The sequence below is a fragment of the Mesorhizobium sp. M0663 genome (assembly GCF_040320585.1).
In the GTDB taxonomy this organism is placed as follows: domain Bacteria; phylum Pseudomonadota; class Alphaproteobacteria; order Rhizobiales; family Rhizobiaceae; genus Mesorhizobium.
Genome location: NZ_JAMYPX010000004.1, coordinates 23292 through 44349, shown reverse-complemented (window position 1 = coordinate 44349; position 21058 = coordinate 23292). Strand labels below are relative to the sequence as shown.

Below are 21058 nucleotides of genomic sequence, written 5' to 3'. Positions count from 1 at the left end.
CGACCACAGACGGGCGAGGAGAAAAGCATGGCGGATCTGACAGGCAAAATCGTTGTCGTCACGGCGGCGGCGCAAGGCATCGGCCGGGCGAGCGCGCTGGCGTTCGCCAAGGCCGGCGCCGTCGTCCATGCCACCGATATCAACGAGGTGGTGCTCGCCGACCTCGGCAAGACGCCCGGTATCAAGACCCGCAAGCTCGACGTGCTGAACGACGAGGCGGTGAACGCCGCTTTTGCCGAGATCGGCGCCGTCGACGTGCTGTTCAATTGCGCCGGCTTCGTCCATTCCGGCTCGATCCTCGAGATGAAGGACGGCGATCTCGACTTTGCCTATGATCTCAATGTCCGCTCGATGATCCGCACCATCCGCGCCGTGCTGCCCGGCATGCTGGAGCGCGGCGACGGCTCGATCATCAACATGGCATCGCTGGCCAGTTCGACCAAGGGCGTGCCGAACCGCTTCGTCTATGGCCTGACCAAGGCAGCCGTCATCGGCCTGACCAAGTCGGTCGCCGCCGACTATGTCGGCAAGGGCATACGCTGCAATGCGATCTGTCCGGGCACGGTCGAAAGCCCGTCGCTGCAGGACCGCATGCATGCGCAGGGCGACTACGAAGCAGCTCGCGCCGCCTTCATCGCCCGCCAGCCGATGGGCCGGCTCGGCACGCCCGAGGAAATCGCCGATCTCGCCGTCTATCTGGCCGGCGCCACCTATACGTCGGGGCAGGCTTATAATATCGACGGTGGCTGGTCGATCTAAGAGGCCATTTGAAAACCCTACTCCGCCGGGCGCCTGACGCGGCTTTCTGCGCTTCCGGTGCTCACGTACTTTAAGTACGCTCCGCTCCGGTTCTCGAAACCCACGCCATTCGCCGCAGCGGAGCGAGTTTGCAAACGGCCTCTGGTCGCAACTGGGAGAAAACTGCATGAAACTGCTGCGCTATGGCGAGGCGGGGAGCGAACGCCCCGGCCTGCTCGATGCCGATGGAACGATCCGCGACCTCTCCGCCCATGTCACCGACATTGCCGGCAAGGCGCTTGACCCGGCATCGCTCGAGACATTGTCGAAGCTCGACCCGAAGACGCTGCCGGCGGTTTCCGGCAAGCCGCGGATCGGCGCCTGCGTCGCCGGCACCGGCAAATTCATCTGCATCGGTCTCAACTATTCCGACCACGCCGCCGAAACCGGTGCCGCCGTGCCGCCGGAGCCGATCATCTTCATGAAGGCAAGCTCGGCTATTGTCGGGCCGAATGACGACGTGCTGATCCCGCGCGGCTCGGTGAAGACCGACTGGGAGGTCGAGCTCGGCGTGGTGATCGGCAAGACTGCAAAGTATGTCACCGAGGCCGAGGCGCTGGATTATGTCGCCGGCTATTGCGTCGCGCACGACGTCTCCGAGCGCGCCTTCCAGGCCGAGCGCCAGGGCCAGTGGACCAAGGGCAAGTCCTGCGACACGTTCGGGCCGATCGGCCCGTGGCTGGTGACCAAGGACGAGGTCAAGGACCCGCAGAACATCCCGATGTGGCTGACGGTCAACGGCAAGACGATGCAGAACGGCTCGACCAAGACCATGGTCTTCGGCGTCGCTTATCTCGTCTCCTATCTCAGCCAGTTCATGTCGCTGCACCCGGGCGACATCATCTCGACCGGCACGCCGCCCGGCGTCGGCCTCGGCATGAAGCCGCCGGTCTTCCTGAAGCCCGGCGATGTGGTCGAGCTCGGTATCGAGGGGCTGGGCATCCAGAAGCAGACGTTCAAGGCGGATGCGTAGGGCGCTCTTCCTTCTCCCCTTGTGGGAGAAGGTGGATCGGCGCGCAGCGCCGAGACGGATGAGGGGTGCTGGAAGAAACGAGGCGTGAAAACATCAGGGGATTTTAGGCACTTACGCTTTCAGGGCAGCGATCCTTCCAACACCCCTCATCCGACCGAGCTTCGCTCGGCCAGCTTCTCCCACAGGGGAGAAGGGGAGTCGGCACCAGCTATTTCAGCACCTTCCCGTCGGCTCCAAACCGGTATGTCTTCGCCGGATCCGGCGTCGCGTAGAGCGTGGCACCAGGTTCGGCGTTATAGACGCCAAAAATGCGCACTGTGATCAAGCCGGCCTTCTCGCAGTCGAGATAGAGGTTGGTGTCGGCGCCAAGGTGCTCGGCATGGACGACCGTGCCTTTCCAGGCGCCGGACTTGGGATCGACGGTCAGATGTTCGGGACGGACGCCGATGGTCTTTGCCGTTTCGCCAAGCCTGGCGCCGTCGACGAAGTTCATCTTCGGTGAGCCGATGAAGCCGGCGACGAATTCATTTGCCGGCGAATTGTAAAGCTCCATCGGTCCGCCGATCTGCTCGATCCTGCCCGCATTAAGGACCACGATCTTGTCGGCCAGCGTCATCGCCTCGACCTGGTCGTGGGTGACATAGATCATCGTGGCCTTCAGCCGGCGATGCAATTGCGCGATCTCCAGCCTGGTGTTGACGCGCAGTGCGGCGTCGAGGTTCGACAGCGGCTCGTCGAACAGAAACAGCTTGGGCTCACGCACCACGGCGCGGCCGATGGCGACGCGCTGGCGCTGGCCGCCGGAGAGCTCGGCCGGCCGCCTCGAGAGGTAGGGCTCCAGCGACAGCATCGAGGAGGCGATGCCGATGCGGCGGTCGATCTCGGCCGCCGGTGTGCCCGCCTGCTTGAGGCCGAGGCCCATATTGTTCTTCACCGTCAGATGCGGATAGAGCGCATACGTCTGGAACACCATGGCGATGCCGCGTTTGGCCGGCGGGGTGGCGGAGACGTCCGCCCCGTCGATGACCACGCGGCCCGAGGTCGAGTCCTCCAGCCCGGCGATGACCCTCAGCAGTGTCGACTTTCCGCAGCCGGATGGACCGACGAAGACGACGAACTCGCCATCGGTCACCTCGAGGTTGATGCCCTTCAGCACCTCGACCGGCCCAAAGGCCTTTTTTACGTTCTCGATGTTCAGCGAGCCCACGGCGTCGTCCCTGTTCTAGAGTTTCACGGCGAGGCCGCTGCGCACGCTCTCGTCTGCGGCAAGGCAGACGGCGAGCGACTTCACCGCGTCGTCCATGTGACGGGTCAAGTCCAGATCCTCGCGGATCGCCTTCAGCACAAACGCCTGTTCCAGGTCGCAGAGGTCCTGATGGCCGGGCTCGCCTTGCATCGACAGCATCTCGTCCGGTTTGGCGAATTTGCCGTCGGCTCCGGTCGCCGCACTGTGCAGGCGGATGGTCGAGGTCTTGGTGTGGGTGTCGATGTCGTCGGACCTGACACCCTCCTTCATGACGATCGACACGCAGCCATTGGGCGAAATCACGTCTTTCACGAAGAAAGCCGTCTCCGAAATCATCGGCCCCCAGCCGGCCTCGTACCAGCCGACCGAACCGTCGTCGAACAGCACCTGCAGATGACCGTAATTGTACATCGACGGCGCGATCTCGTCGCTCAGCCGTAGCCCCATGCCGCGCACCTCGACTGGTCTGGCGTCGGTGATCTGCAGCATCACGTCGAGATAATGCACGCCGCAATCGACGATCGGCGATGTCGTCTGCATCAACTGCTTGTGCGTCTCCCAGCTATGGCCGGAGGATTGCTGGTTGAGGTTCATGCGGAACACGTAAGGGCCGCCGAGCTTGCGTGCCTCGGCGATCAGCCGGATCCAGGACGGGTGATGGCGCAGGATGTAGCCGATCACCAGTTTCTTGCCGTTGGCCTTGGCTGCCGCGACCACGCGCTCTGCATCCGCGACGGTGGTTGCCAGCGGCTTTTCGAGGAAGACGTGGCAGCCGGCCTCGAACGCCTTGACAGCATAGTCAGCATGGCTGTCGGAATAGGTGGCGATGCAGGCGACGTCGGGCCGTTCGTCACGCAGCGCCTCGTCGAAGGAGCGCCTGATGCCGTAGCTCGAAAGCCCTTCCGGCAGCGGCACATCGGAGCGGTTGACCAGCGCGGCGATCTGGAATCCCGGATTGGTGTGATACGCCAGCGCATGGCTGCGCCCCATGTTGCCGAGGCCGGCGATGACAACGCGAAGAGGTTGGTCCATTTCAGTTTGCCTTTTGTAGAGCGCGGGCTTTCAGGTCCATCCTAATACTCGATCCATACTCACTGGCGATCTGCAGAGCAGCCTTTTCGCTTTCACAACGTGCCAGAAGTCCGAACCCGTATGTATCGACCCCCCTCTTTGATCAGAGAAGACCTCCGGTCGTCCGGCAACGGACGATCCAGATCCAGCGCCTCGGTGAATGCCTTGGATTGCTCGCTAACCATCAGGGAGTTGACACGCCAGATGATATGACAGTTGTATTCCTTTGGTCGACGCTCGATCCCGAACCGAGTCAGCCAGACTGCTGCATTGAGATAGAACTGCGGTCCCCAGGCAGACTTCTGAAGGTTAAGCAGACAGACCGTTTCCGGCCATTCGCGATAATAGTTTGTTTGGCGAACGCCGCGGAATCTGTGGCGGATTGCCGACTCGGTGAGGCCTCGAATGATCGCGTCCCGACCCTCACTCACTTGACCGCCCCCGAAGTGATGCCGCGGATCAGCTGCCGCGAGAAGATGACGTAGAGGATCAGTACCGGCATGATTGCCAGCGACAGCGCCGCCAGGATGGCGTTCCAGTTGGTGACGAACTGGCCGAGAAACAGCTGGGCGCCGAGCGTCACCGTCTTGGTCTCCTCCGACGGCGCCAGGATCAGCGGGAACCACAGATCGTTCCAGATCGGGATCATGGTGAAGACGGCGACGGTCGCCATCGATGGGCGCACCAGCGGCAGCACCAGCCGGAAAAAGATGGTGTATTCGGACAGGCCGTCGATCCTGCCCGCATTCTTCAGATCGTCCGAGACCTGCTTCATGAATTCCGACAGGATGAAGACGGCAAGCGGCAGGCCTTGCGCGGTATAGACCAGGATCAGCGCCGTCAGCGTGTTGACTAGCCCGCTCGCCACCATCAATTGCAGGATGGCGACGGTGGCAAGGCGGATCGGGATCATGATGCCGAGCGCCAGATAGAGCCCCATCAGCGAATTGCCGCGGAAGCGGTATTCCGACAGCGAGAAAGCCGCCATGGCGCCGAACAAAAGCACGAAGAACAGCGAGGCGACGGTGACGACAAGGCTGTTCTGGAAATAGTGGATGAAATCGCCCTGGCCGATCACCGTCGTGTAGCCGATTAGATCGAAGGTTTTCGGCGTCGGCGGCGCCAGCGGCGCACCGAAGATGGCGGCGCGCGACTTGAATGAGTTGACGATGACGATGATTACCGGAAACAGCGCGATCGCCGTGTAGGTCAGAAGGATCGCATGCGCGCCAATGGTGCGGGGCAGCGAGCGGGTTGCCGTGCTCATGTGGCGCCTCAGAACTGGTAGCGACGCAGGCGCGTCTGCACGAGGAACAGGTAGACGCAGACGCCGCCCAGGATGATCAGGAACATCATCGTGGCGATTGCCGCGCCCATGTTGGGATCACCGATCTGCAACTGGAAGCCGAAGAAGGCGCGGTAGAGGAAGGTGCCGAGGATATCGGTTGAATAGTTCGGCCCGGCCAGCGCCCCTTGCGCTGTGTAGATCAGGTCGAACGCGTTGAAATTACCGACGAAGGTCAGGATCGAGATGATGCCTATCGACGGCAGGATCAGCGGCAGCTTGATCTTCCAGAACTGCGACATGCCGGTGATGCCGTCGCATTCAGCCGCCTCGATCACCTCTTCGGGGATGGATAAGAGCGCCGCATAGATCAGCATCATCGGGATGCCGACGAACTGCCAGACCGAGATCAGGCTGAGTGTGGTCAGCGCGTACTGCTCCTTGCCCAACCAGGGCGTGAACAGGCTCTTGAGGCCGACCAGATCGAGCAGATGCGGCGCCACGCCCCACAGCGGCGACAGGATCAGCTTCCAGGCGAAGCCGACAATGACGAAGGACAGGATTGTCGGCACGAAGATCGCCGTTCGGTAGAAGGCGGAGAATCTCAGCCGCGGGCTCGACAGCAGCGCCGCCAAAAGGACGCCGATCGGATTCTGCACCAGCATGTGGATGATGAAGAACCAGACATTGTTCCGGAGAGCATTCCAGAAGCCCACCGACCAGTTAGGATCGCCGAACAGCGTGCGGAAGTTTGCCAGTCCCACGAAGACTTGGGATTGGTCTATGTTGCGGAACAAGGAGAGCTGCAGCGTGCCGGCCAGCGGCAGGATCATGATCGCCGTATAGACCAGCACTGCCGGCGCCAGAAAGACGCCGATGTGCCAGCGGAACGGTCTTTTCGGTGTTGCGGCCATGAGTTCGGTCCCGCCGATCAGGTTCTTGCAATTGCCGTCAAAGGGCGCGGCGCCTCCCTCCCCTCGAGGGGAGGGTGCCTCGCAAAGCGAGGCGGGTGGAGTCGGCAGAGGCAGCGCGCTATCGTCGTTCGACCGTGCTTTCCAGCAGCGATCAAGCCGCAGCCTGCCTCGACCGACCCCCTCTGTCGCCTTCGGCGACATCTCCCCCCTCGAGGGGGGAGACAACGCTTCGCCGCACTCTTACTTCGCCGGCTTGTACCAGCTGTCGAGGCCGTCCTGCAGCTTCTTGGCGGCAGCTTCCGGCGTGTCGGTGCCGTTGATGACGTTGGCCGATTCAACCCATGTCTCGTTTTCGAGGTTCGGCGTACCGCGGCCCAGGATCTGGTAAGTCGAGCGGATCGTCGACTTGCACTTGTCGCGCCAGGAGACGAATTCCTGCGCCAGCGGGTCTTCCATCTTCACCGGCGTGTTGTTCAGGCTGAAGAAGCCCGGCAGCGCGTTGGCATAGATGGTGGCAAAATCAGGCGAGGCGACCCAGGACAGGAAGGTCTTGGCCGCGTCGGCGTTCTTGGACGCCGCATTGAGGCCCATGCCGATGTCGGTGTGGTCGGAGATGTAACAGGTGTCGCCGGCCTTCTGCACCGGCGGCGGGAAGGCGCCCATCTTGAACTGCGCCTGCGTGTTGAACAGGCCGATCTCCCACGAGCCGGCCGGGTAGATGGCGGCGCGGCCGAGCGTGAACAGGTTCTGGCTGTCCGGATAGGTCTGCGCCTCGAAACCGTCGCCAAGATAGGGCTTCCACTTGGCAAGCTCGGCATAAGGTGCGACCCACTGAGGGTCGGTCAGCTTCTGCTCGCCCTTGATCAGTGCGGCGCGGCCTTCCTCGCCCTTCCAGTAGTTCGGGCCGATGTTCTGGTAGCCCATGGTCGCGGCTTCCCAGAGGTCCTTGGTGCCCATCGCCATCGGGATGTAGGTGCCGTCGGCCTTGATCTTGTCGAGCGCGGCGAAGAATTCGTCGCGCGTCTCCGGCACCTTGATGCCGAGCTTGTCGAAGGCGTCCTTGTTGTAGATGAAGCCATGGATGACCGAGGCCATCGGCACGCAGAATGTCGCCTTGCCGTCGTCGGTCTGCCAGGCCGACTTGGCCACCGGGGAGAAGTTCTCCATGCCCGGCAGCGCCGACAGATCGGCGAGGTTGCCCTTCTTGAAGAGTTCCAGCGACTTGTCGAACGGGCGGCAGGTGATCAGGTCGCCCGCCGAGCCGGCGGCGAGCTTGGCGCCGAGGGCGGCGTCATATTCGGTTGGCGCCGACGGCGCGAACACCACCTTGATGCCCGGGTTCTTGGCTTCGAAGGCCGGGATCAGCTTGTCCTTCCAGATGGCAAGGTCGTCGCCGCGCCAGCTTTCGATGTTGAGCGTTACGTCGTCGGCATAAGCCACCCCGGCGGAGCCGAGAATGCTGGTGCCGAGAAGAAGTGCCGTCAGTAGCTTCGTTGTCATGCTCAGTCTCCCTGTTGACCTTTTTCAGGTTCGGTTTTGATGAGAACAGAGGCATTGCGCCCCTTGCTCCCCTCGATCGCGGAAAGGGCCGGCCGCAGCTTGTGGCCGGTCCCTTCCAATATCTTCTCGGCTGCATCGGCGCTGGCGGCGCCGGCGGCGAGCAGAATAGCGGTCTTGACGACGCCGCCGCTCCTTTCGAGCAGGCGCGCCGCCTCGTCCTTGTCGCGCCCGCTGACGGCGGCAACGATGCGTGCGGCGCGGTCGCGCAGCTTGATGTTGTCGGCCATGAGGTTGACCATGTAGCCGTCATGGACATGGCCGAGATGGATGGCGGCGAGCGTCGACAGCATGTTGAGCGCGATCTTCTGGGCGGTGCCTGCGCCCATGCGCGTTGAGCCGGCAATCAGCTCCGGCGGCGTTTCGAGCAGGATGGCGATGTCGGCCAGCCGCAACAGCGGCGCATCCCTGTTGTTGGCGATGGCAATGGTCGCCGCACCGCGGCGCCTGGCGTCCTCGATCGCCCTGACTGCATAAGGTGTCGAGCCGCTGGCCGAGACGGCGATCAGGCAGTCGCCCTTGCCGATGCGGGCGGCGGCAACTGCTGCCGAAGCTTCCTCGGTGTCGTCCTCCGGCCCGCCGGCCAGTGTCTTGAAGGCCTCGTCGCCGCCGGCGATCAGGATGGCGATGCGGTCGCGTTGGATGCCGAAAGTGCCCGGCAGCTCAAGCGCATCGGCCAGTGCCATCAGGCCCGAACTGCCGGCAGCCGCATAGGCGAGCTTGCCGCCGCTTTTCAGTCTGCTTGCGATGATTTCGGCTGCCGCGGCAATGGCAGGAATGGCGCCGTGCACAGCCTTGGCGGCCTCGATCTGTGCGTTGGCCAACGAGGAAAGGACGGCTTCCGGGGCCTGGATATCCAGTCCCTCGGCATTCTGGTGAAGCGCTTCGGTGCGCGTTTCGGCCATCCGCTTTCCTCCAATCGAGAAAACCATACCAAAAAAATACCACTTGTCCACACGCATTAATGAAATCCTTGCGGCGGTGCAGGCCTGCGAACGCAATTGGCTGATTTTCCAATAAACTACGCCTTAACTTTTTTGAAACGGAAATTAATCCTTGGCTATTGGTATTTTATTGGTATTATCCGCCCGGAGGAGAAATCGCGTGAAATTCGTGCTCGGCATCGATGGCGGCGGCACCAGCTGCAGGGCGGCCCTTGCAACGGCCGACGGCAGCGTCCTCGGCCGCGCCAAAAGCGGTGCCGCCAACATCCGAACCGATCTCACCGGCGCCAGGACGAACATCGTCGACGCAGCGCAGCAGGCCTTTGTCGCCGCGGGCAGGGATCCCGCACTGATCCCGCAAACTCCGGCCGTTCTCGGTCTTGCCGGCGCCAATGTCGGCACCTACCGGCAGCAGCTCGAAGCGATCCTGCCGTTCCGCATCAGCCGCGTCGAGACCGATGCCGAGATCGCGCTGGAAGGCGCGGTTGGCTCAGGCGACGGCGCCATGGCCATACTCGGCACCGGCACCGCTTATATGGCGCGCAGACGAGGCAAGTCGCGCGCCATCGGTGGCTGGGGTTTTCAGGTCGGCGACCAGGGCAGCGGCGCCCGCATCGGCCGCGACCTGCTCGAGCAGACGCTGCTCGCCTATGACGGCATCCGCCAGGGATCGCCGCTGACGCAGACCATGCTCGCCATTTTCCGCAACAATCCCGAGGATGTGGTCGAATTCACCACCAACGCCAAGCCCGGCGATTTCGGCGGCTTCGCGCCCAAGGTGTTCGAACATGCCGAAAAAGGCGACGCCGTCGCTATCTGGATCCTCGACAAGGCGATCGCCGATGTCGAGGCAGCGCTTGGCGTGCTCGACCTCGGCGGCGACGATCCGCTCTGCCTGCTCGGCGGGCTGGCGCCGCTTTATGCGCCGCGCCTGTCGGCCCGCTACCGGGCGCTGCTGAAACCGCCGCTCGACGACGCGCTGGGCGGCGCGGTTCAGATGGCGGTTCGGATTTTCGCAAACACGGCGGAGGCAGCTCGATGAGTGAGGCCGCCGACCAGATATTTGCGGCGCTGAAACAATCGTCGCAGAGTGGCGCGCCGCTCTATCTGCAGCTCAGGAAGAGCATCGAGGATGCGGTCAAACGCGGGCTGATCGGACCTGGCGATGCGCTGCCTTCCGAGCGCGACATCGCTAGCAAGGCCGACATTTCGCGCGTCACCGTGCGCAAGGCGGTGCAGGACCTGGTCAAGGGCGGCATCCTCGTCCAGCGCCATGGTTCCGGTACCTTCGTTGCGCCACGTATGGAGCGCGTCGAGCAGTCGCTGTCGATGCTGACCTCGTTTACCGAAGACATGGCGCGGCGCGGCATGGCGGTGCGTTCGGCTTGGCTCGACCGCGGCCTCTATCCGCCGTCGCCCGACGAGATGATGGTGCTCGGCCTGGCGTCGAACGAATTGGTTGCGCGCGTGGCGCGCCTTCGTATCGCCAACGACACGCCGCTGGCGATCGAGCGCGCCTCGCTATCGACAAGCGTGCTGCCCGATCCGGCGGCGATTGGTTCGTCGCTCTACGCCGCGTTGGAAAAGACCGGCAACAGGCCGGTGCGGGCGGTGCAGCGCATTTCCGCCACCAATCTCGGCGATGGCGACGCACATCTGCTGGAAGTACCGCCGGGTATTGCCGGCCTGCACATCGAGCGTATCTCCTATCTGGCGAGCGGCAAGGTGATCGAGTTTACCCGCTCCATCTACAGGGGCGACGCCTATGATTTTGTCGCCGAACTCCGGCTGAGCGGGCCGGGCGAAGAGGGCCGGCCGTGACCGCAACAACGACCCATATGCGGCGCGAGATCGAGGAGATCCCGGAGGCCACCGCCCGCCTGCTCGATGGCTCGGCCGCGGTGCTGACGGAAGCTGGACGCGGCATTCGCGAGCGCGATCCGAATTTCGTCGTCACCGTGGCGCGCGGCTCGTCCGACCATGCCGCAACCTTCATGAAATATGCCGTGGAGTTGACCGCCGGGCTGGCGGTTGCATCGGTCGGCCCGTCGATCGCCTCGATCTATGGCGCCAAGCTGAAGCTGGGCGGCTCGGCCTGCCTGGCGATCTCGCAGTCCGGCAAGAGCCCGGACATCGTTGCAATGGCGCAAGCGGCGAGGACCGGCGGTTCGCTGACCGTCGCCATCACCAACACCGCCGATTCGCCGCTGGCGCGGGCTTCGGACTACGCGATCGACATCCTGGCCGGACCGGAGCGCAGCGTCGCGGCGACGAAGACCTTCGTCAATTCAGCCGTCGCAGGACTCGCCTTGATGGCGCATTGCACCGGCGACGAGAAACTCCTGGTGGCGCTCGCGCGCTTGCCGGAGCATTTTCGCAAGGCGATCGCCTGCGACTGGATGGCGCTGGCTGGGGCACTCGAGACGCCGAAATCGCTGTTCATTCTCGGCCGTGGCCCGTCGGCGGCGATCGCCAACGAGGCGGCGCTGAAATTCAAGGAAACCTGCGCCATGCATGCGGAAGCCTATAGTGCCGCCGAGGTCATGCACGGCCCGCTGGCGCTGGTCGGTCCCGGTTTCCCGGTGCTGGCTCTGGCTGCTCGCGATGCGTCCGAGCCATCGGTGGCCGATGCCGCCGACAGCCTGGCCGGCAAGGGCGCTGCCGTCTTTGTGACGTCGAACAAGGCAAAGAGCGCTCAGCGCCTGCCGCATGTCGCAACCGGTCATCCGCTGACCGACCCGCTGACGCTGATCGTGTCGTTCTATGGTTTCGTCGAGGCTTTTGCCCGCCATCGCGGCCTCGACCCCGACACGCCGCCCAATCTGCGCAAAGTAACGGAAACCCTATGAGCGACCGTTTTGCCCTGACTGGCGCCCGGATTTTCGATGGCGACGACTGGCACGACAATGCGGCGCTCGTGTGCGACGGCCTCGTCGAGGCCATTGTTGCCGCCGGCGCCATTCCATCCAATGTTGCGCGTATCGAGACCGGCGGCGGCATGCTGGCGCCTGGCTTCGTCGATCTGCAGGTCAATGGCGGCGGCGGCGTCATGCTCAACGACCATCCGGACGTCGCCTCGATCGAGACCATCTGCCGGGCGCACGCACCCTTCGGCACGGCGGCGCTGTTGCCGACGCTGATCACCGACACGTCCGAGATCACCGCCGCGGCGGTTGCGGCCGGAGCCGAGGCGGCACGGAGGAAGGTGCCGGGGTTCCTGGGCCTGCACCTCGAAGGGCCGCATCTGTCGATCGCCCGCAAGGGCGCACATGACCCGGCTTTGATCCGGCCGATGCTAGACTCCGACCAGACGATGCTGATCGCCGCACGGAAAAACCTGCCCGTGCTGCTGACGACGGTGGCGCCCGAATCCGTCGAGCCCAGCCAGGTGTCGGCGCTTAGCAAGGCCGGGATTGTCGTCAGCATCGGCCATTCCGATACCGGCTATGCCACGGCTCGCGCCTTTGCCGAGGCCGGCGCAACCGTGGTCACCCATCTGTTCAATGCGATGAGCCAGATCGGCAATCGCGAGCCAGGGCTAGCGGGCGCCGCAATCGATACCGGCACATTCTATGCCGGGATCATCGCCGACGGTATCCATGTCGATCCGGCCACCATGGCCATCGCCTTGCGCGCCAAGCAGGGGCCGGGCAAGATACTGCTCGTTACCGATGCCATGGCGACGATCGGCACCGACATGACCTCGTTCACGCTGAACGGCCGCACCATCCACCGCAAGGATGGGAGGCTGACACTTGCCGACGGCACGCTGGCGGGCGCGGATCTCGACATGATTTCCGCGGTGCGCTTCATGCACCGCGTCGTCGGTCTCGACCTCGATGAAACCTTGCGCATGGCCTCCCTCTATCCGGCGCAGGCGATCGGCCAGTCGCACCGGCTCGGGCGCTTCGCCAACGGTACCGCGGCCAACATCGTTTCGCTGTCGGACGATCTGGACATTAAAAGCGTCTGGATCGATGGTGCCAAGGTTTTTGCAGGCAGCCCTGCTCGTTAGGGTTAGCCGGCTTTGGACGTATAGAGGTCCTTGTAGGCTTCGCGCAGCAGGTTCTTCTGCACCTTGCCCATCGTGTTGCGCGGCAGTTCGTCGACGAAGATCACCCGTTTCGGATGCTTGTACCTGGCGAGGCGCCCGGCGATGGCCTCGACGATCCCTGCGGCGCTGACGGTCGAGCCCGGCGCCCTCACCACGACAGCGGTGACGCCTTCGCCGAAATCCGGATGGGCAACGCCGATGACAGCGCTTTCGGCGACGCCAGGCAGCGCGTCGATCTCGCTCTCGACTTCCTTTGGATAGATATTGTAGCCGCCGGAAATGATCAGGTCCTTGCCGCGGCCAACGATGTGGACATAGCCGTCGGCATCGATCAGCCCGAGATCGCCGGTGATGAAGAAACCGTCGTCACGGAATTCGGCCCTTGTCTTTTCCGGCATGCGCCAGTAGCCGCAAAAGACGTTCGGGCCCTTGACCTCGATCATGCCGACCTCGCCCCGGGCAAGTGTTTCGCCGCCATCGGGATCGGCGATGCGCAGGGAGACGCCGGGCAAGGGGAAGCCAACCGTGCCGGCTCGCCGCTCTTCCTCGTATGGATTCGACGTGTTCATGTTGGTCTCGGTCATGCCGTAGCGCTCGAGGATGGCGTGGCCGGTGCGCTCTCGCCAGGCTCTGTGCGTCTCGGCCAACAGCGGCGCCGAGCCGGAAATGAACAGGCGGATGTTTTTCGCCGCTTGCCGGTTCAAACCGTCCTGCTGCAGCAGGCGGACGTAGAATGTCGGCACGCCCATCAGCACGGTGGCGCGCGGCAGCAGCGAGACGATGCGGGCCGGGTCGAATTTGGTTTCGAACAGCATCGAGGCGCCGGCCATCAGGACGACATTGGTGGCGACGAAAAGGCCATGCGTGTGGAAAACCGGCAGCGCGTGAATCAGCACGTCTGCGGCAGTGAAGCGCCAGAGGTCGACCAGCACCCGCGCATTCGAGGCGAGGTTTTCGTGGCTGAGCATGGCGCCTTTCGAACGGCCGGTGGTGCCGGAGGTGTAGAGGATCGCAGCAAGGTCGTCCGGTCCGCGCGCCACGTCGTGGAAGTCCACGGCCGCCTCAGAGGCGCGATCGGTCAACGAACCCTCGCCCTTGCTGCCGAGTGTCGCGACCGCAGCGCCCGAGGCCTGCGCCAAAGCGCCGATCTCGGTCACTCGCGCCGGGTCGCAGACGATCAGTCGCGGCTCGGCATCCCTGAAGAAATAGTCGAGCTCGGTCAGCGTATAGGCGGTGTTGAGCGGCAGGAAGATCGCGCCGGCACGCAGACAGGCGAGATAGAGGAAAATGGCCTCCGGGCTCTTCTCGACCTGAACGGCGACGCGGTCGCCGGCTTCGACGCCCAGCTGCGACACCACATGTGCCAGTTGAGCGGAGCGCGCCAGCATTTCGCCATAGCTGATCGAGCGCCCGTCCTCTGCCTCCATCAAAAGGCGTCCGGGCGTGGGCATCCGGGCACGGAAAGCATCGAACAGATGGTTGCTCACAAGTCCCCCCGAGCGGCTGTCTCCGGCCGAACGGCGGCGGTCAGCCGGCCGCCTTGTCCGCCGCTGCCCTGATTGCCTCGATGTTTGCCCGATAGGCTGCGACGCTGCCGCCCTTGAAAATGGCCGCACCGGCGACCAGCACGCTGGCGCCGGCGGCGGTGACCAGGGGCGCAGTTTCCGGCGAAATGCCGCCGTCGATCTCGATCCGGATCGGCCTGTCACCGATCAGCGCCTTCACCCGCTTCACCTTGTCGACGATCGCCGGAATGAAGGCCTGGCCGCCGAAGCCCGGATTGACCGTCATGATCAGGATAAGATCGAGCCGGTCGAGCACGTATTCGATCATCGTCTCCGGTGTCGCCGGGTTGAGCGACACACCGGCCTTCTTGCCAAGGTTTTTGATCGTCTGCAGCGAGCGGTCGAGATGCGGCCCGGCTTCGGCGTGCACCGTGATGCCGTCGCACCCGGCCTCGGCGAAGGCGGCCAGATAGGGGTCGGCGGGGGCGATCATCAGATGGCAGTCGAAGAAGGCCTTGGTGCGGTTGCGGATCGCCTTGATCACCGGCGGCCCGAAGGTGATGTTGGGGACGAAATGCCCGTCCATGACGTCGAGATGGATCCAGTCGGCGCCGGCGGCCGCCACCGCCTCGACCTCGTCGCCGAGCTTCGAGAAATCGGAAGCCAGCACCGATGGCGCGATCAGGGTTTTTTGAGCCATGTCCGCTTCCCGTTGTTGAGCCCCATCGGCGTAATCATCTCGGCGCCGCTTGTCGACAGGAATCCGGCGTCAATACCGCATCCGCGCAGAAGGGGAGAAGCGGTGCGAGCCACTTCTCTCCTGTGCAGACCTTTCCTCCAGTGCAAGGACTTTCCAGGGCAAGGACTTTCCAGGGCAAGGCCTTGGATTTCAGTTCGGATGAAGCCGCGGCCTGGCCGTCCGTGGCAGGAAGAGCTTGCCGTTGCCTTGTTTCACCTTCTGCAGATCGGGCTTCTTCAGCGGCGGCTTGGGCACACAATGTCCACGCACCAGTTTTTCGGTTGCACGGCAGGCGGTGACGATCACCGGGTTCTTGACGCATGCCTTGCCGACCAAATGATAGCCGCGCTTGCAGTCGATGACGACCGGCGGCTTGCGCACGCATCTTCCGTCGATGCGCAGCTCATTGCGGTTGCACCTGTCGGCGATCACCGGATTCCTTACGCATTCTAGTCCGATCTGATGGTAGCCGGGCAGGCAGTGGATGCTGATGCCAATGCACTTGCCATTGACGAGCTTTTCGGTGCTGCGGCACGCGCCCACGAGCGGCCTGTCGATGCATTTGCCGTGGATCAGCTTCTGGCTTGGCAGACATTTACGGCCGGGATCGACGACGACCGGAGGCAGCTTGGGCTGATCGGAATCCGGACGGGTGGTCGAGACGAGATCGTTGGCCTTCGGATCGAAGGTGCGCTTTATGCAGGTGAAATCCTCCGTATCCGTATCGACGGTCGCGATTGAACCGTTCTGCTTGATTTCCTGCAGGGCGCATTGGATCGAGCGCGTCCTGACGATGCTGAGATCGTGCGCGGCGCTCGCCTTGAACACACCGCCATTGTTGAAGGCCGCAGTCGTGCCGGTAAAGAAGGCACCATTCGAGCAACTGATGCGGTAGTGAAACGCGCCCGGCGCATCGCGCTCGACTTCGAACGCCACCTGCCCCTTGCGCGGGCAGAGTTCCTTGAGGCCGGCGCTGTCGGACACGGTGACCTCGCCCTGCCAGTCCGAATGAACCGGCGGGTTGACGGGGTTGTCCTGCGGTGAATCGGTGAAGCCGCCGCCGCCGGCACTCGTGCAATGGACGGTGATGTCCTTCCAGCCGTCGAAGGGCTCGAACGGGCCGTTGCCGACAATCTCGGCCTTGTATTGGAAATAGGCGGTGGCGCCGACATCCTCCCATTTTTCATAAAGCGCGAAATAGCCGTTCTTCGCTGCATCGTACGAAGCCCATGCCTGCTGCACCTCGGAGGTGATCGGACCACCGTCCTTCTGGCGCCAGATGCGCATCGTAACCGGCCCGGCCTGGTTGGCTTGCGCCCGGCTGGTGACCCTGAGCGAAGGGCAAACAGTGCCAGGCGCGGAGCCTGGCTGATTGGACTGGTATGTCGTCAAGAACAGCTTGACGTCATTCACGTCGAACTCGCCGAAATCGGTGGCGATGTCCTGGACCTTTGGTTTGACGACCGCATCGCAGACGATTTGAACGTCGAACGAGCCATGCTCGGCATAGTGCGATCCGTACAGCGGATGCGGCCAGCTGCCGCCCTGTACTTCGCTGACCGCATTGTCCATGTCGAGAGCAGTGTCGGTGGCTGCCGAGAAACTGGCGTGGAATGTGTGCGTGAATGAATAGGATTTGGTCGGGCCGTCGGCCTGGAGGTGCTGGTTGCACTTGGCGATGATCTCATCGCCATCGGGTACGACCGCGATGCCGGTATTCGATGACAGCGGGATGATGGAGGGATCAAAGGAGAAATTTTCCTGGTGGTCGTAGTCGCGGCTAAGCGGCGAAGCACTCCAGATCGGCGGGAACGCCTGGCACTGGCCTGGTCCGCAGACGCCGAGCGACACGGCGACATCCTGCACATAGCCAGGCCACCAGAGGTCGAGATTCATGTGGCCCCAGAACTGGACGTTGCCGCTTTTCAGCGTGTCCCATTTCTGCTTGTCGCTCGAGCCGACATGGATTGTCGTGTTGGCGCTTTCCGTATGGAATGACATCGATTTTATGTTCGCCTGCTTGGCGAAGGCGGGCGTGCCTGCAAGCGAGGCTGCGATCAATGCAGTGGTCGCCACAGTTCGGAAAAGACGTTTGGCTGAAGGCATTTCTCTCTCCTGATGGGTTGATGGGGTCCTTCAGGAGTTTGTCGCTGCTGACTGCCGTAAGGTTCATGCAAGCCGCCGAAATACAGCGCCGCCAAAGAAAGAACCCGCCGGATCGCTCCGGCGGGTTTTGGGTGACGCGAACCATCACCGTTTGAAGTTCCGCGCGCGATCCTCGCGATCCTATTGCTCGAGCTGCGGCTTGCGCCTCCTTGGCACGACCTGCTGAAGAACCTTTGGATTCAGCAGCAGGTTCGGTTTGCGGATCGGCTGGCACCGGCCATTGATCGGCCGCGCGCCCGGTGCGCATTCCAACCGTGGTTTGCGGCAGGCGCCGTCGCGCAGCTCTGTCCCACGCGGGCAGACGCATACGCCACGCTTGTTGTGGATCTGACCAGGTATCGGGCACTCCACCACAACAGGCTTCTTGCGCCTGCAGGCATTGCCTTGCACTTCCGTACCCCGCGGGCAGACACAATCGCCCTCGGCGTCGTGGATCTGGCCGCGGATGGTGCACTGCTCCGGCTTCGGCTGGATTGGCCGGCAGGCATTGCCTCTGATTTCCGTACCCCTCGGGCAGACGCAATCGCCAGCGGCGTTATGGATCTGGCCACGAATGGTGCACTGCTCGGGCTGCGGCTGGATTGGCCGGCAGGCATTGCCTCTGACTTCCGTACCTTTCGGGCAGACACAATCACCACCGGCGTCGTGGATCTGGCCACGGATGGTGCACTGCTCGGGCTTCGGCTCTTTCCCCACGCAAGCGCCGTTCTCCAGCTCGGTTCCGCGCGGACAGACGCAGCGTCCGTCTTCGGTGCGGATCTGGCCTTTGAGCAGAACGCAAGGTTTTGGCTTCGGCACGATGACCGTGCCGCCCCCGGACGAGCATTGGCCATTGCGGAAGGTCGTGCCGGGCGGGCAGACGCAGTTGCCGGCGTCGTTCATGACGAAGCCTTGCGAGCATTCCTTCTTCACCTCATTCCTGATGGTGAAGGGATGGCAGGCATAGGCCTTGCCACGATCACCCTGCACGTCGGCCGCACCGCGGGACAACACGTCGCCACCGCCTTGCACCGGCGTGTTCGGAGACAGCACGCCGACGCAGTTCTGACCATTGACCGTGCCCTGCAGATTTGCCAGGCGACCGTCGTCGGGAAGCACCACGGTCACGTTGTGAACGTGGCTTTCCCCCGAGCCGATCGTCAAATTGGCAATGCAGGAGGCAGGCAAGGTTGCCGGCTCCGGCGAGCAGCCGAAGGGCGGATCGATCGAGGTGATCGCAACGCCCTCCAGCCGGCCGAGGCCTTCGACGCCGATGGCATCGCCGATGCGAACCGGGCCAGAGAAGGCGCTCGCCCCATCGTTCGTGATGGTGATCTCGAACGAGCAGGGCTGGCCGGGCTTGCACTCGGCATCACCGGTCTTCTCGACGCGGATGGTCGAGGCGCCGCCGCCCTTGGCGCAGGCCTGGCCGATCGGATAGACGATGTCGTCTCCCGGAGCCGGGCCGTAGGAGCCGCGTGCGCAGTTCTCGAATTCGCCGTTCGCGGCAACCGTCAGGTCGAAATGGCGGCTGGTTCCAGGCGTCATAACAGCGCCAGGAATCTGGCAGGACAGTGTGTTGGCCGGAAGCGGTCCGCAAGCCCATTCCGCGCCGTCTGGGGTGACGGTCTGGATCTGGACCGGCGCTCCGCCGGCTATCAGCGTCGCGGCATCGTTGACCCGTACCGGACCGGTCGGGGCAATGGTGCCGAGGCTGATGACGGTAATGCGGCAGGAAACGACCGCAGCACCGGCCAGCGAGGCATTGCATACCTTGGTGATGCGCAGGGCCGGCTGGCCGCCATTCGGATGACGGATGCGTTCCTTGGCGCAGGCCCTGTTGTTGGTGATGTCGTTCTCACCGGGAATAGCCTTCACCTCGGCGCAGTTCTCGACACTGTCGGGCCGGTAGTTGGCCGGCATCACCGCCCTGACGAAGATCGGCGTCGAGGCGCCAGGCAACAGCACGATGCCGGCGGTGTCGCAGCGGAACTGGCCGGGGCCGTTCGGTCCGCATGTCCATGGCGGCGTCGGGCCGAAGGTCGAGGATGCCGGCGCGCCGCCCGGATAGGTATCGACGACCGTCAGCGGCCCATTATAGGGGACGCTGCCATTGTTGATTATGTCGACCACGAAGGTGCAGACGCCATCGGCCGAACAGAATTCGGTGCGGGCGCGCTTCTTCAGGATCAGGTCGACCTTCTTCTCCACCGGCGGCCGGCAGTCGCGGTCACGATCGCCACGCCGGCAGACCGGGATCGATGCACAGCCGCGATCGTTTTGCTGGCTGCCGAAAAGCGGCTTGCCGCTGGCGCCGTAATTGTAAGTGGCGCAGTTGCGCAAGACGCTGCCTCGCCAGCCTGCGGCCGGCTTGAAGCCGAGCTTGAGGTCGACAGAGGCACCCGGATTGAGCGTGGTCACCAGATGAGTGCAAATCATCGGGGTGGTTCCAGGCGCGCAGACCCAAGGCGGGTTCGGCCCTGAATCGAGGGTGGAGCCGGCCGGCAGGGTGACTTCGTCGAGCACGATCTTGCCGTGGTAGGGTGCATCGCCGACATTGGTGACCCTGATGGTGAAGTCGCAGCCGCCGCCCATCGTGCAACGTTGCACGTCGGCGCGCTTTTCGACTTTCAGATCCGGTTCCTTGTCCTTCGGCGGGCAGCGCTGATCACGTGGGATGACGATATCGATGGTCTGCGTACAGCACCGGCCCCAGCCCTCCCTCGGGCCGGCATAGGTTTCGATACCGGTGACGATGATGTGGATGACGTCGCCGGGTGAAGCGCCGACGATCTTCCAATTGAGCACACCGCCGCCGGCCGGCACCAATTGCGTGTCGGGAATGATGGTGATGCCGGGTGTCGTCGTCGAAAGCTGCACCCATTTGCCGGCCATCTCTGGGCCGACCGGCATGTGGTAGATGAAGGCGCCGCCGCCGGGCAAGCAATCGACCGTGCCGCGCTCCACCTTGAAGCATTCCTTGCCGGGAGGTGGAGGCGGCGGGTTGCACCTGGTGACGTCGATCTTGATCGACGTCTTTGCACCCGTGAGATAATTGCCGTCGTCCGGCTTGCCCGGATCCTGCGACGGGATTTCGATGCCGGCGCCGCGTTCGCGGCTCACCTTAACCGCGCCCTGGTTGTGAACGATCGTCGGCGACGGAAACGCCGCATGGTCGATCTTGGCGGTGATCTGGAACGTGATGACGCGCTGGTTCGCAGCGCCGATGCCGTCGAGATCGCTGGCGGAAATCCGGAAATCGGACACCGTCGCGGTATCGTCCGGGCCAGCCGAACTGCTGATCGCAGCGCCGGGCAGCGGTCCGCCGGACGCATCGGTGCCGTCGCCGGTCACATGCACGCCGACGATGCGCAGGCCGTGCGGGAGCTGGTCCCTGAAATCGAGCCTGACCTTTTTCAGCATGGCGGCGAGGTCCGGGCTGGCAAAACCCTGCGGATTGCCGCGCAAGCCAAAGCTCAGCGAGTATACGACATAGTCGCAGCCTCTCTGGGTGCCTTTCTTGGTGAAGAAGGGCACGATCCGGCCCGGCTCCGGATTGACGGTGCGAGGATTGTCGAAATCGAGCCTGGGATCTGGAACGGCAGTGTAGATGCCCGCATCGGCAAGCTTGGTCTTGGCCGGAGCAAGGTCTTCAGCGAAGCCTTGCAGCGGACTCAGCATGGCGACCGCGATACCGGCCGCCATCAGCCAGCGCACGCCGCGCCTGGCGAGTGACAGGGGTTTCATGATGGTCTCCATGACGGATGATTGTTTGCCGGTTGATGGGCTGCTTGTCGCAGGCGGGAAAAATGCGAGATTGCTCATCT

General features: G+C 63.6%; 17 protein-coding genes. 6 read left to right on the top strand and 11 right to left on the bottom strand.

The window, feature by feature from the left end:
* The first annotated feature begins 27 nt into the window (after nt 1-27).
* On the top strand, nt 28-759 hold the full coding sequence (locus NKI54_RS09495; RefSeq protein ID WP_254815741.1) for an SDR family oxidoreductase: 732 nt from the start codon (nt 28-30) through the stop codon (nt 757-759).
* Between the two features lie 166 nt (nt 760-925).
* Nucleotides 926-1771: a fumarylacetoacetate hydrolase family protein gene (locus NKI54_RS09490; protein WP_352620795.1), complete on the top strand. Its 846-nt coding sequence runs from the start codon at nt 926-928 to the stop codon at nt 1769-1771.
* 208 nt (nt 1772-1979) lie between these two features.
* On the opposite strand, the gene NKI54_RS09485 is transcribed toward NKI54_RS09490, so the two are convergent.
* The 7 genes from NKI54_RS09485 to NKI54_RS09455 form a co-directional block, all read right to left on the bottom strand.
* Nucleotides 1980-2978 (bottom strand): ABC transporter ATP-binding protein, encoded by a 999-nt coding sequence (locus NKI54_RS09485; protein ID WP_023679835.1) that lies wholly within the window; start codon nt 2976-2978, stop codon nt 1980-1982.
* A 15-nt stretch (nt 2979-2993) separates the two neighbouring features.
* Entirely contained in the window at nt 2994-4049 is a 1056-nt protein-coding gene (locus NKI54_RS09480; protein WP_023679836.1) for a Gfo/Idh/MocA family protein, read from the bottom strand.
* A gap of 92 nt (nt 4050-4141) precedes the next feature.
* Nucleotides 4142-4519, bottom strand: a complete 378-nt coding sequence (locus NKI54_RS09475; protein ID WP_352620797.1) for a DUF4304 domain-containing protein — start codon at nt 4517-4519, stop codon at nt 4142-4144.
* Nucleotides 4516-5355 (bottom strand): carbohydrate ABC transporter permease, encoded by an 840-nt coding sequence (locus NKI54_RS09470; RefSeq protein WP_023679838.1) that lies wholly within the window; start codon nt 5353-5355, stop codon nt 4516-4518. Before NKI54_RS09470 ends, NKI54_RS09475 begins: the two co-directional genes overlap by 4 nt.
* An 8-nt stretch (nt 5356-5363) precedes the next feature.
* The gene (locus NKI54_RS09465; protein WP_352575248.1) at nt 5364-6287 is read right to left on the bottom strand and encodes a carbohydrate ABC transporter permease; all 924 of its coding nucleotides are present in this window, start codon (nt 6285-6287) and stop codon (nt 5364-5366) included.
* Between the two features lie 240 nt (nt 6288-6527).
* Entirely contained in the window at nt 6528-7787 is a 1260-nt protein-coding gene (locus NKI54_RS09460; RefSeq protein WP_023679841.1) for an ABC transporter substrate-binding protein, read from the bottom strand.
* Nucleotides 7788-7789: 2 nt separating this feature from the next.
* Nucleotides 7790-8749: an N-acetylmuramic acid 6-phosphate etherase gene (locus NKI54_RS09455; protein ID WP_031212743.1), complete on the bottom strand. Its 960-nt coding sequence runs from the start codon at nt 8747-8749 to the stop codon at nt 7790-7792.
* Between the two features lie 199 nt (nt 8750-8948).
* On the opposite strand from NKI54_RS09455, the gene NKI54_RS09450 reads away from it, so the two are divergent.
* The 4 genes from NKI54_RS09450 to nagA are packed head-to-tail and all read left to right on the top strand — an operon-like array spanning nt 8949 to nt 12803.
* The gene (locus tag NKI54_RS09450) at nt 8949-9830 is read left to right on the top strand and encodes a glucosamine kinase nucleotide-binding domain-containing protein (protein ID WP_352636282.1); all 882 of its coding nucleotides are present in this window, start codon (nt 8949-8951) and stop codon (nt 9828-9830) included.
* The gene (locus NKI54_RS09445; protein ID WP_023679844.1) at nt 9827-10609 is read left to right on the top strand and encodes a GntR family transcriptional regulator; all 783 of its coding nucleotides are present in this window, start codon (nt 9827-9829) and stop codon (nt 10607-10609) included. Before NKI54_RS09450 ends, NKI54_RS09445 begins: the two co-directional genes overlap by 4 nt.
* The gene (locus NKI54_RS09440) at nt 10606-11637 is read left to right on the top strand and encodes an SIS domain-containing protein (RefSeq protein ID WP_036239401.1); all 1032 of its coding nucleotides are present in this window, start codon (nt 10606-10608) and stop codon (nt 11635-11637) included. Before NKI54_RS09445 ends, NKI54_RS09440 begins: the two co-directional genes overlap by 4 nt.
* Nucleotides 11634-12803 (top strand): N-acetylglucosamine-6-phosphate deacetylase, encoded by a 1170-nt coding sequence (gene nagA / locus NKI54_RS09435; protein ID WP_352571535.1) that lies wholly within the window; start codon nt 11634-11636, stop codon nt 12801-12803. The genes NKI54_RS09440 and nagA overlap by 4 nt, the downstream gene beginning before the upstream one ends.
* A gap of 2 nt (nt 12804-12805) precedes the next feature.
* Here nagA and NKI54_RS09430 read toward each other — a convergent pair whose 3' ends face one another.
* The 4 genes from NKI54_RS09430 to NKI54_RS09415 form a co-directional block, all read right to left on the bottom strand.
* Nucleotides 12806-14329 (bottom strand): malonate--CoA ligase, encoded by a 1524-nt coding sequence (locus NKI54_RS09430; RefSeq protein ID WP_352691313.1) that lies wholly within the window; start codon nt 14327-14329, stop codon nt 12806-12808.
* Nucleotides 14330-14369: 40 nt separating this feature from the next.
* Entirely contained in the window at nt 14370-15047 is a 678-nt protein-coding gene (gene rpe / locus NKI54_RS09425; RefSeq protein WP_352636276.1) for a ribulose-phosphate 3-epimerase, read from the bottom strand.
* 189 nt (nt 15048-15236) lie between these two features.
* A complete protein-coding gene (locus NKI54_RS09420) occupies nt 15237-17192 on the bottom strand; it encodes a hypothetical protein (protein WP_352691311.1) in 1956 nt (651 codons plus the stop codon).
* Nucleotides 17193-17372: 180 nt separating this feature from the next.
* The gene (locus NKI54_RS09415) at nt 17373-21056 is read right to left on the bottom strand and encodes a DUF7929 domain-containing protein (protein ID WP_352691309.1); all 3684 of its coding nucleotides are present in this window, start codon (nt 21054-21056) and stop codon (nt 17373-17375) included.
* Between the last annotated feature and the right edge of the window lie 2 nt (nt 21057-21058).

Coding starts and splice junctions, on each gene's coding strand:
- NKI54_RS09490 (WP_352620795.1), top strand. CDS start 926: ATGAAACTGCTGCGCTATGGCGAGGCGGGGAGCGAACGCCCCGGCCTG.
- NKI54_RS09465 (WP_352575248.1), bottom strand. CDS start 6,287: ATGGCCGCAACACCGAAAAGACCGTTCCGCTGGCACATCGGCGTCTTT.
- NKI54_RS09445 (WP_023679844.1), top strand. CDS start 9,827: ATGAGTGAGGCCGCCGACCAGATATTTGCGGCGCTGAAACAATCGTCG.
- nagA (WP_352571535.1), top strand. CDS start 11,634: ATGAGCGACCGTTTTGCCCTGACTGGCGCCCGGATTTTCGATGGCGAC.
- NKI54_RS09415 (WP_352691309.1), bottom strand. CDS start 21,056: ATGAGCAATCTCGCATTTTTCCCGCCTGCGACAAGCAGCCCATCAACC.
- rpe (WP_352636276.1), bottom strand. CDS start 15,047: ATGGCTCAAAAAACCCTGATCGCGCCATCGGTGCTGGCTTCCGATTTC.
- NKI54_RS09420 (WP_352691311.1), bottom strand. CDS start 17,192: ATGCCTTCAGCCAAACGTCTTTTCCGAACTGTGGCGACCACTGCATTG.
- NKI54_RS09495 (WP_254815741.1), top strand. CDS start 28: ATGGCGGATCTGACAGGCAAAATCGTTGTCGTCACGGCGGCGGCGCAA.
- NKI54_RS09460 (WP_023679841.1), bottom strand. CDS start 7,787: ATGACAACGAAGCTACTGACGGCACTTCTTCTCGGCACCAGCATTCTC.
- NKI54_RS09480 (WP_023679836.1), bottom strand. CDS start 4,049: ATGGACCAACCTCTTCGCGTTGTCATCGCCGGCCTCGGCAACATGGGG.
- NKI54_RS09455 (WP_031212743.1), bottom strand. CDS start 8,749: ATGGCCGAAACGCGCACCGAAGCGCTTCACCAGAATGCCGAGGGACTG.
- NKI54_RS09470 (WP_023679838.1), bottom strand. CDS start 5,355: ATGAGCACGGCAACCCGCTCGCTGCCCCGCACCATTGGCGCGCATGCG.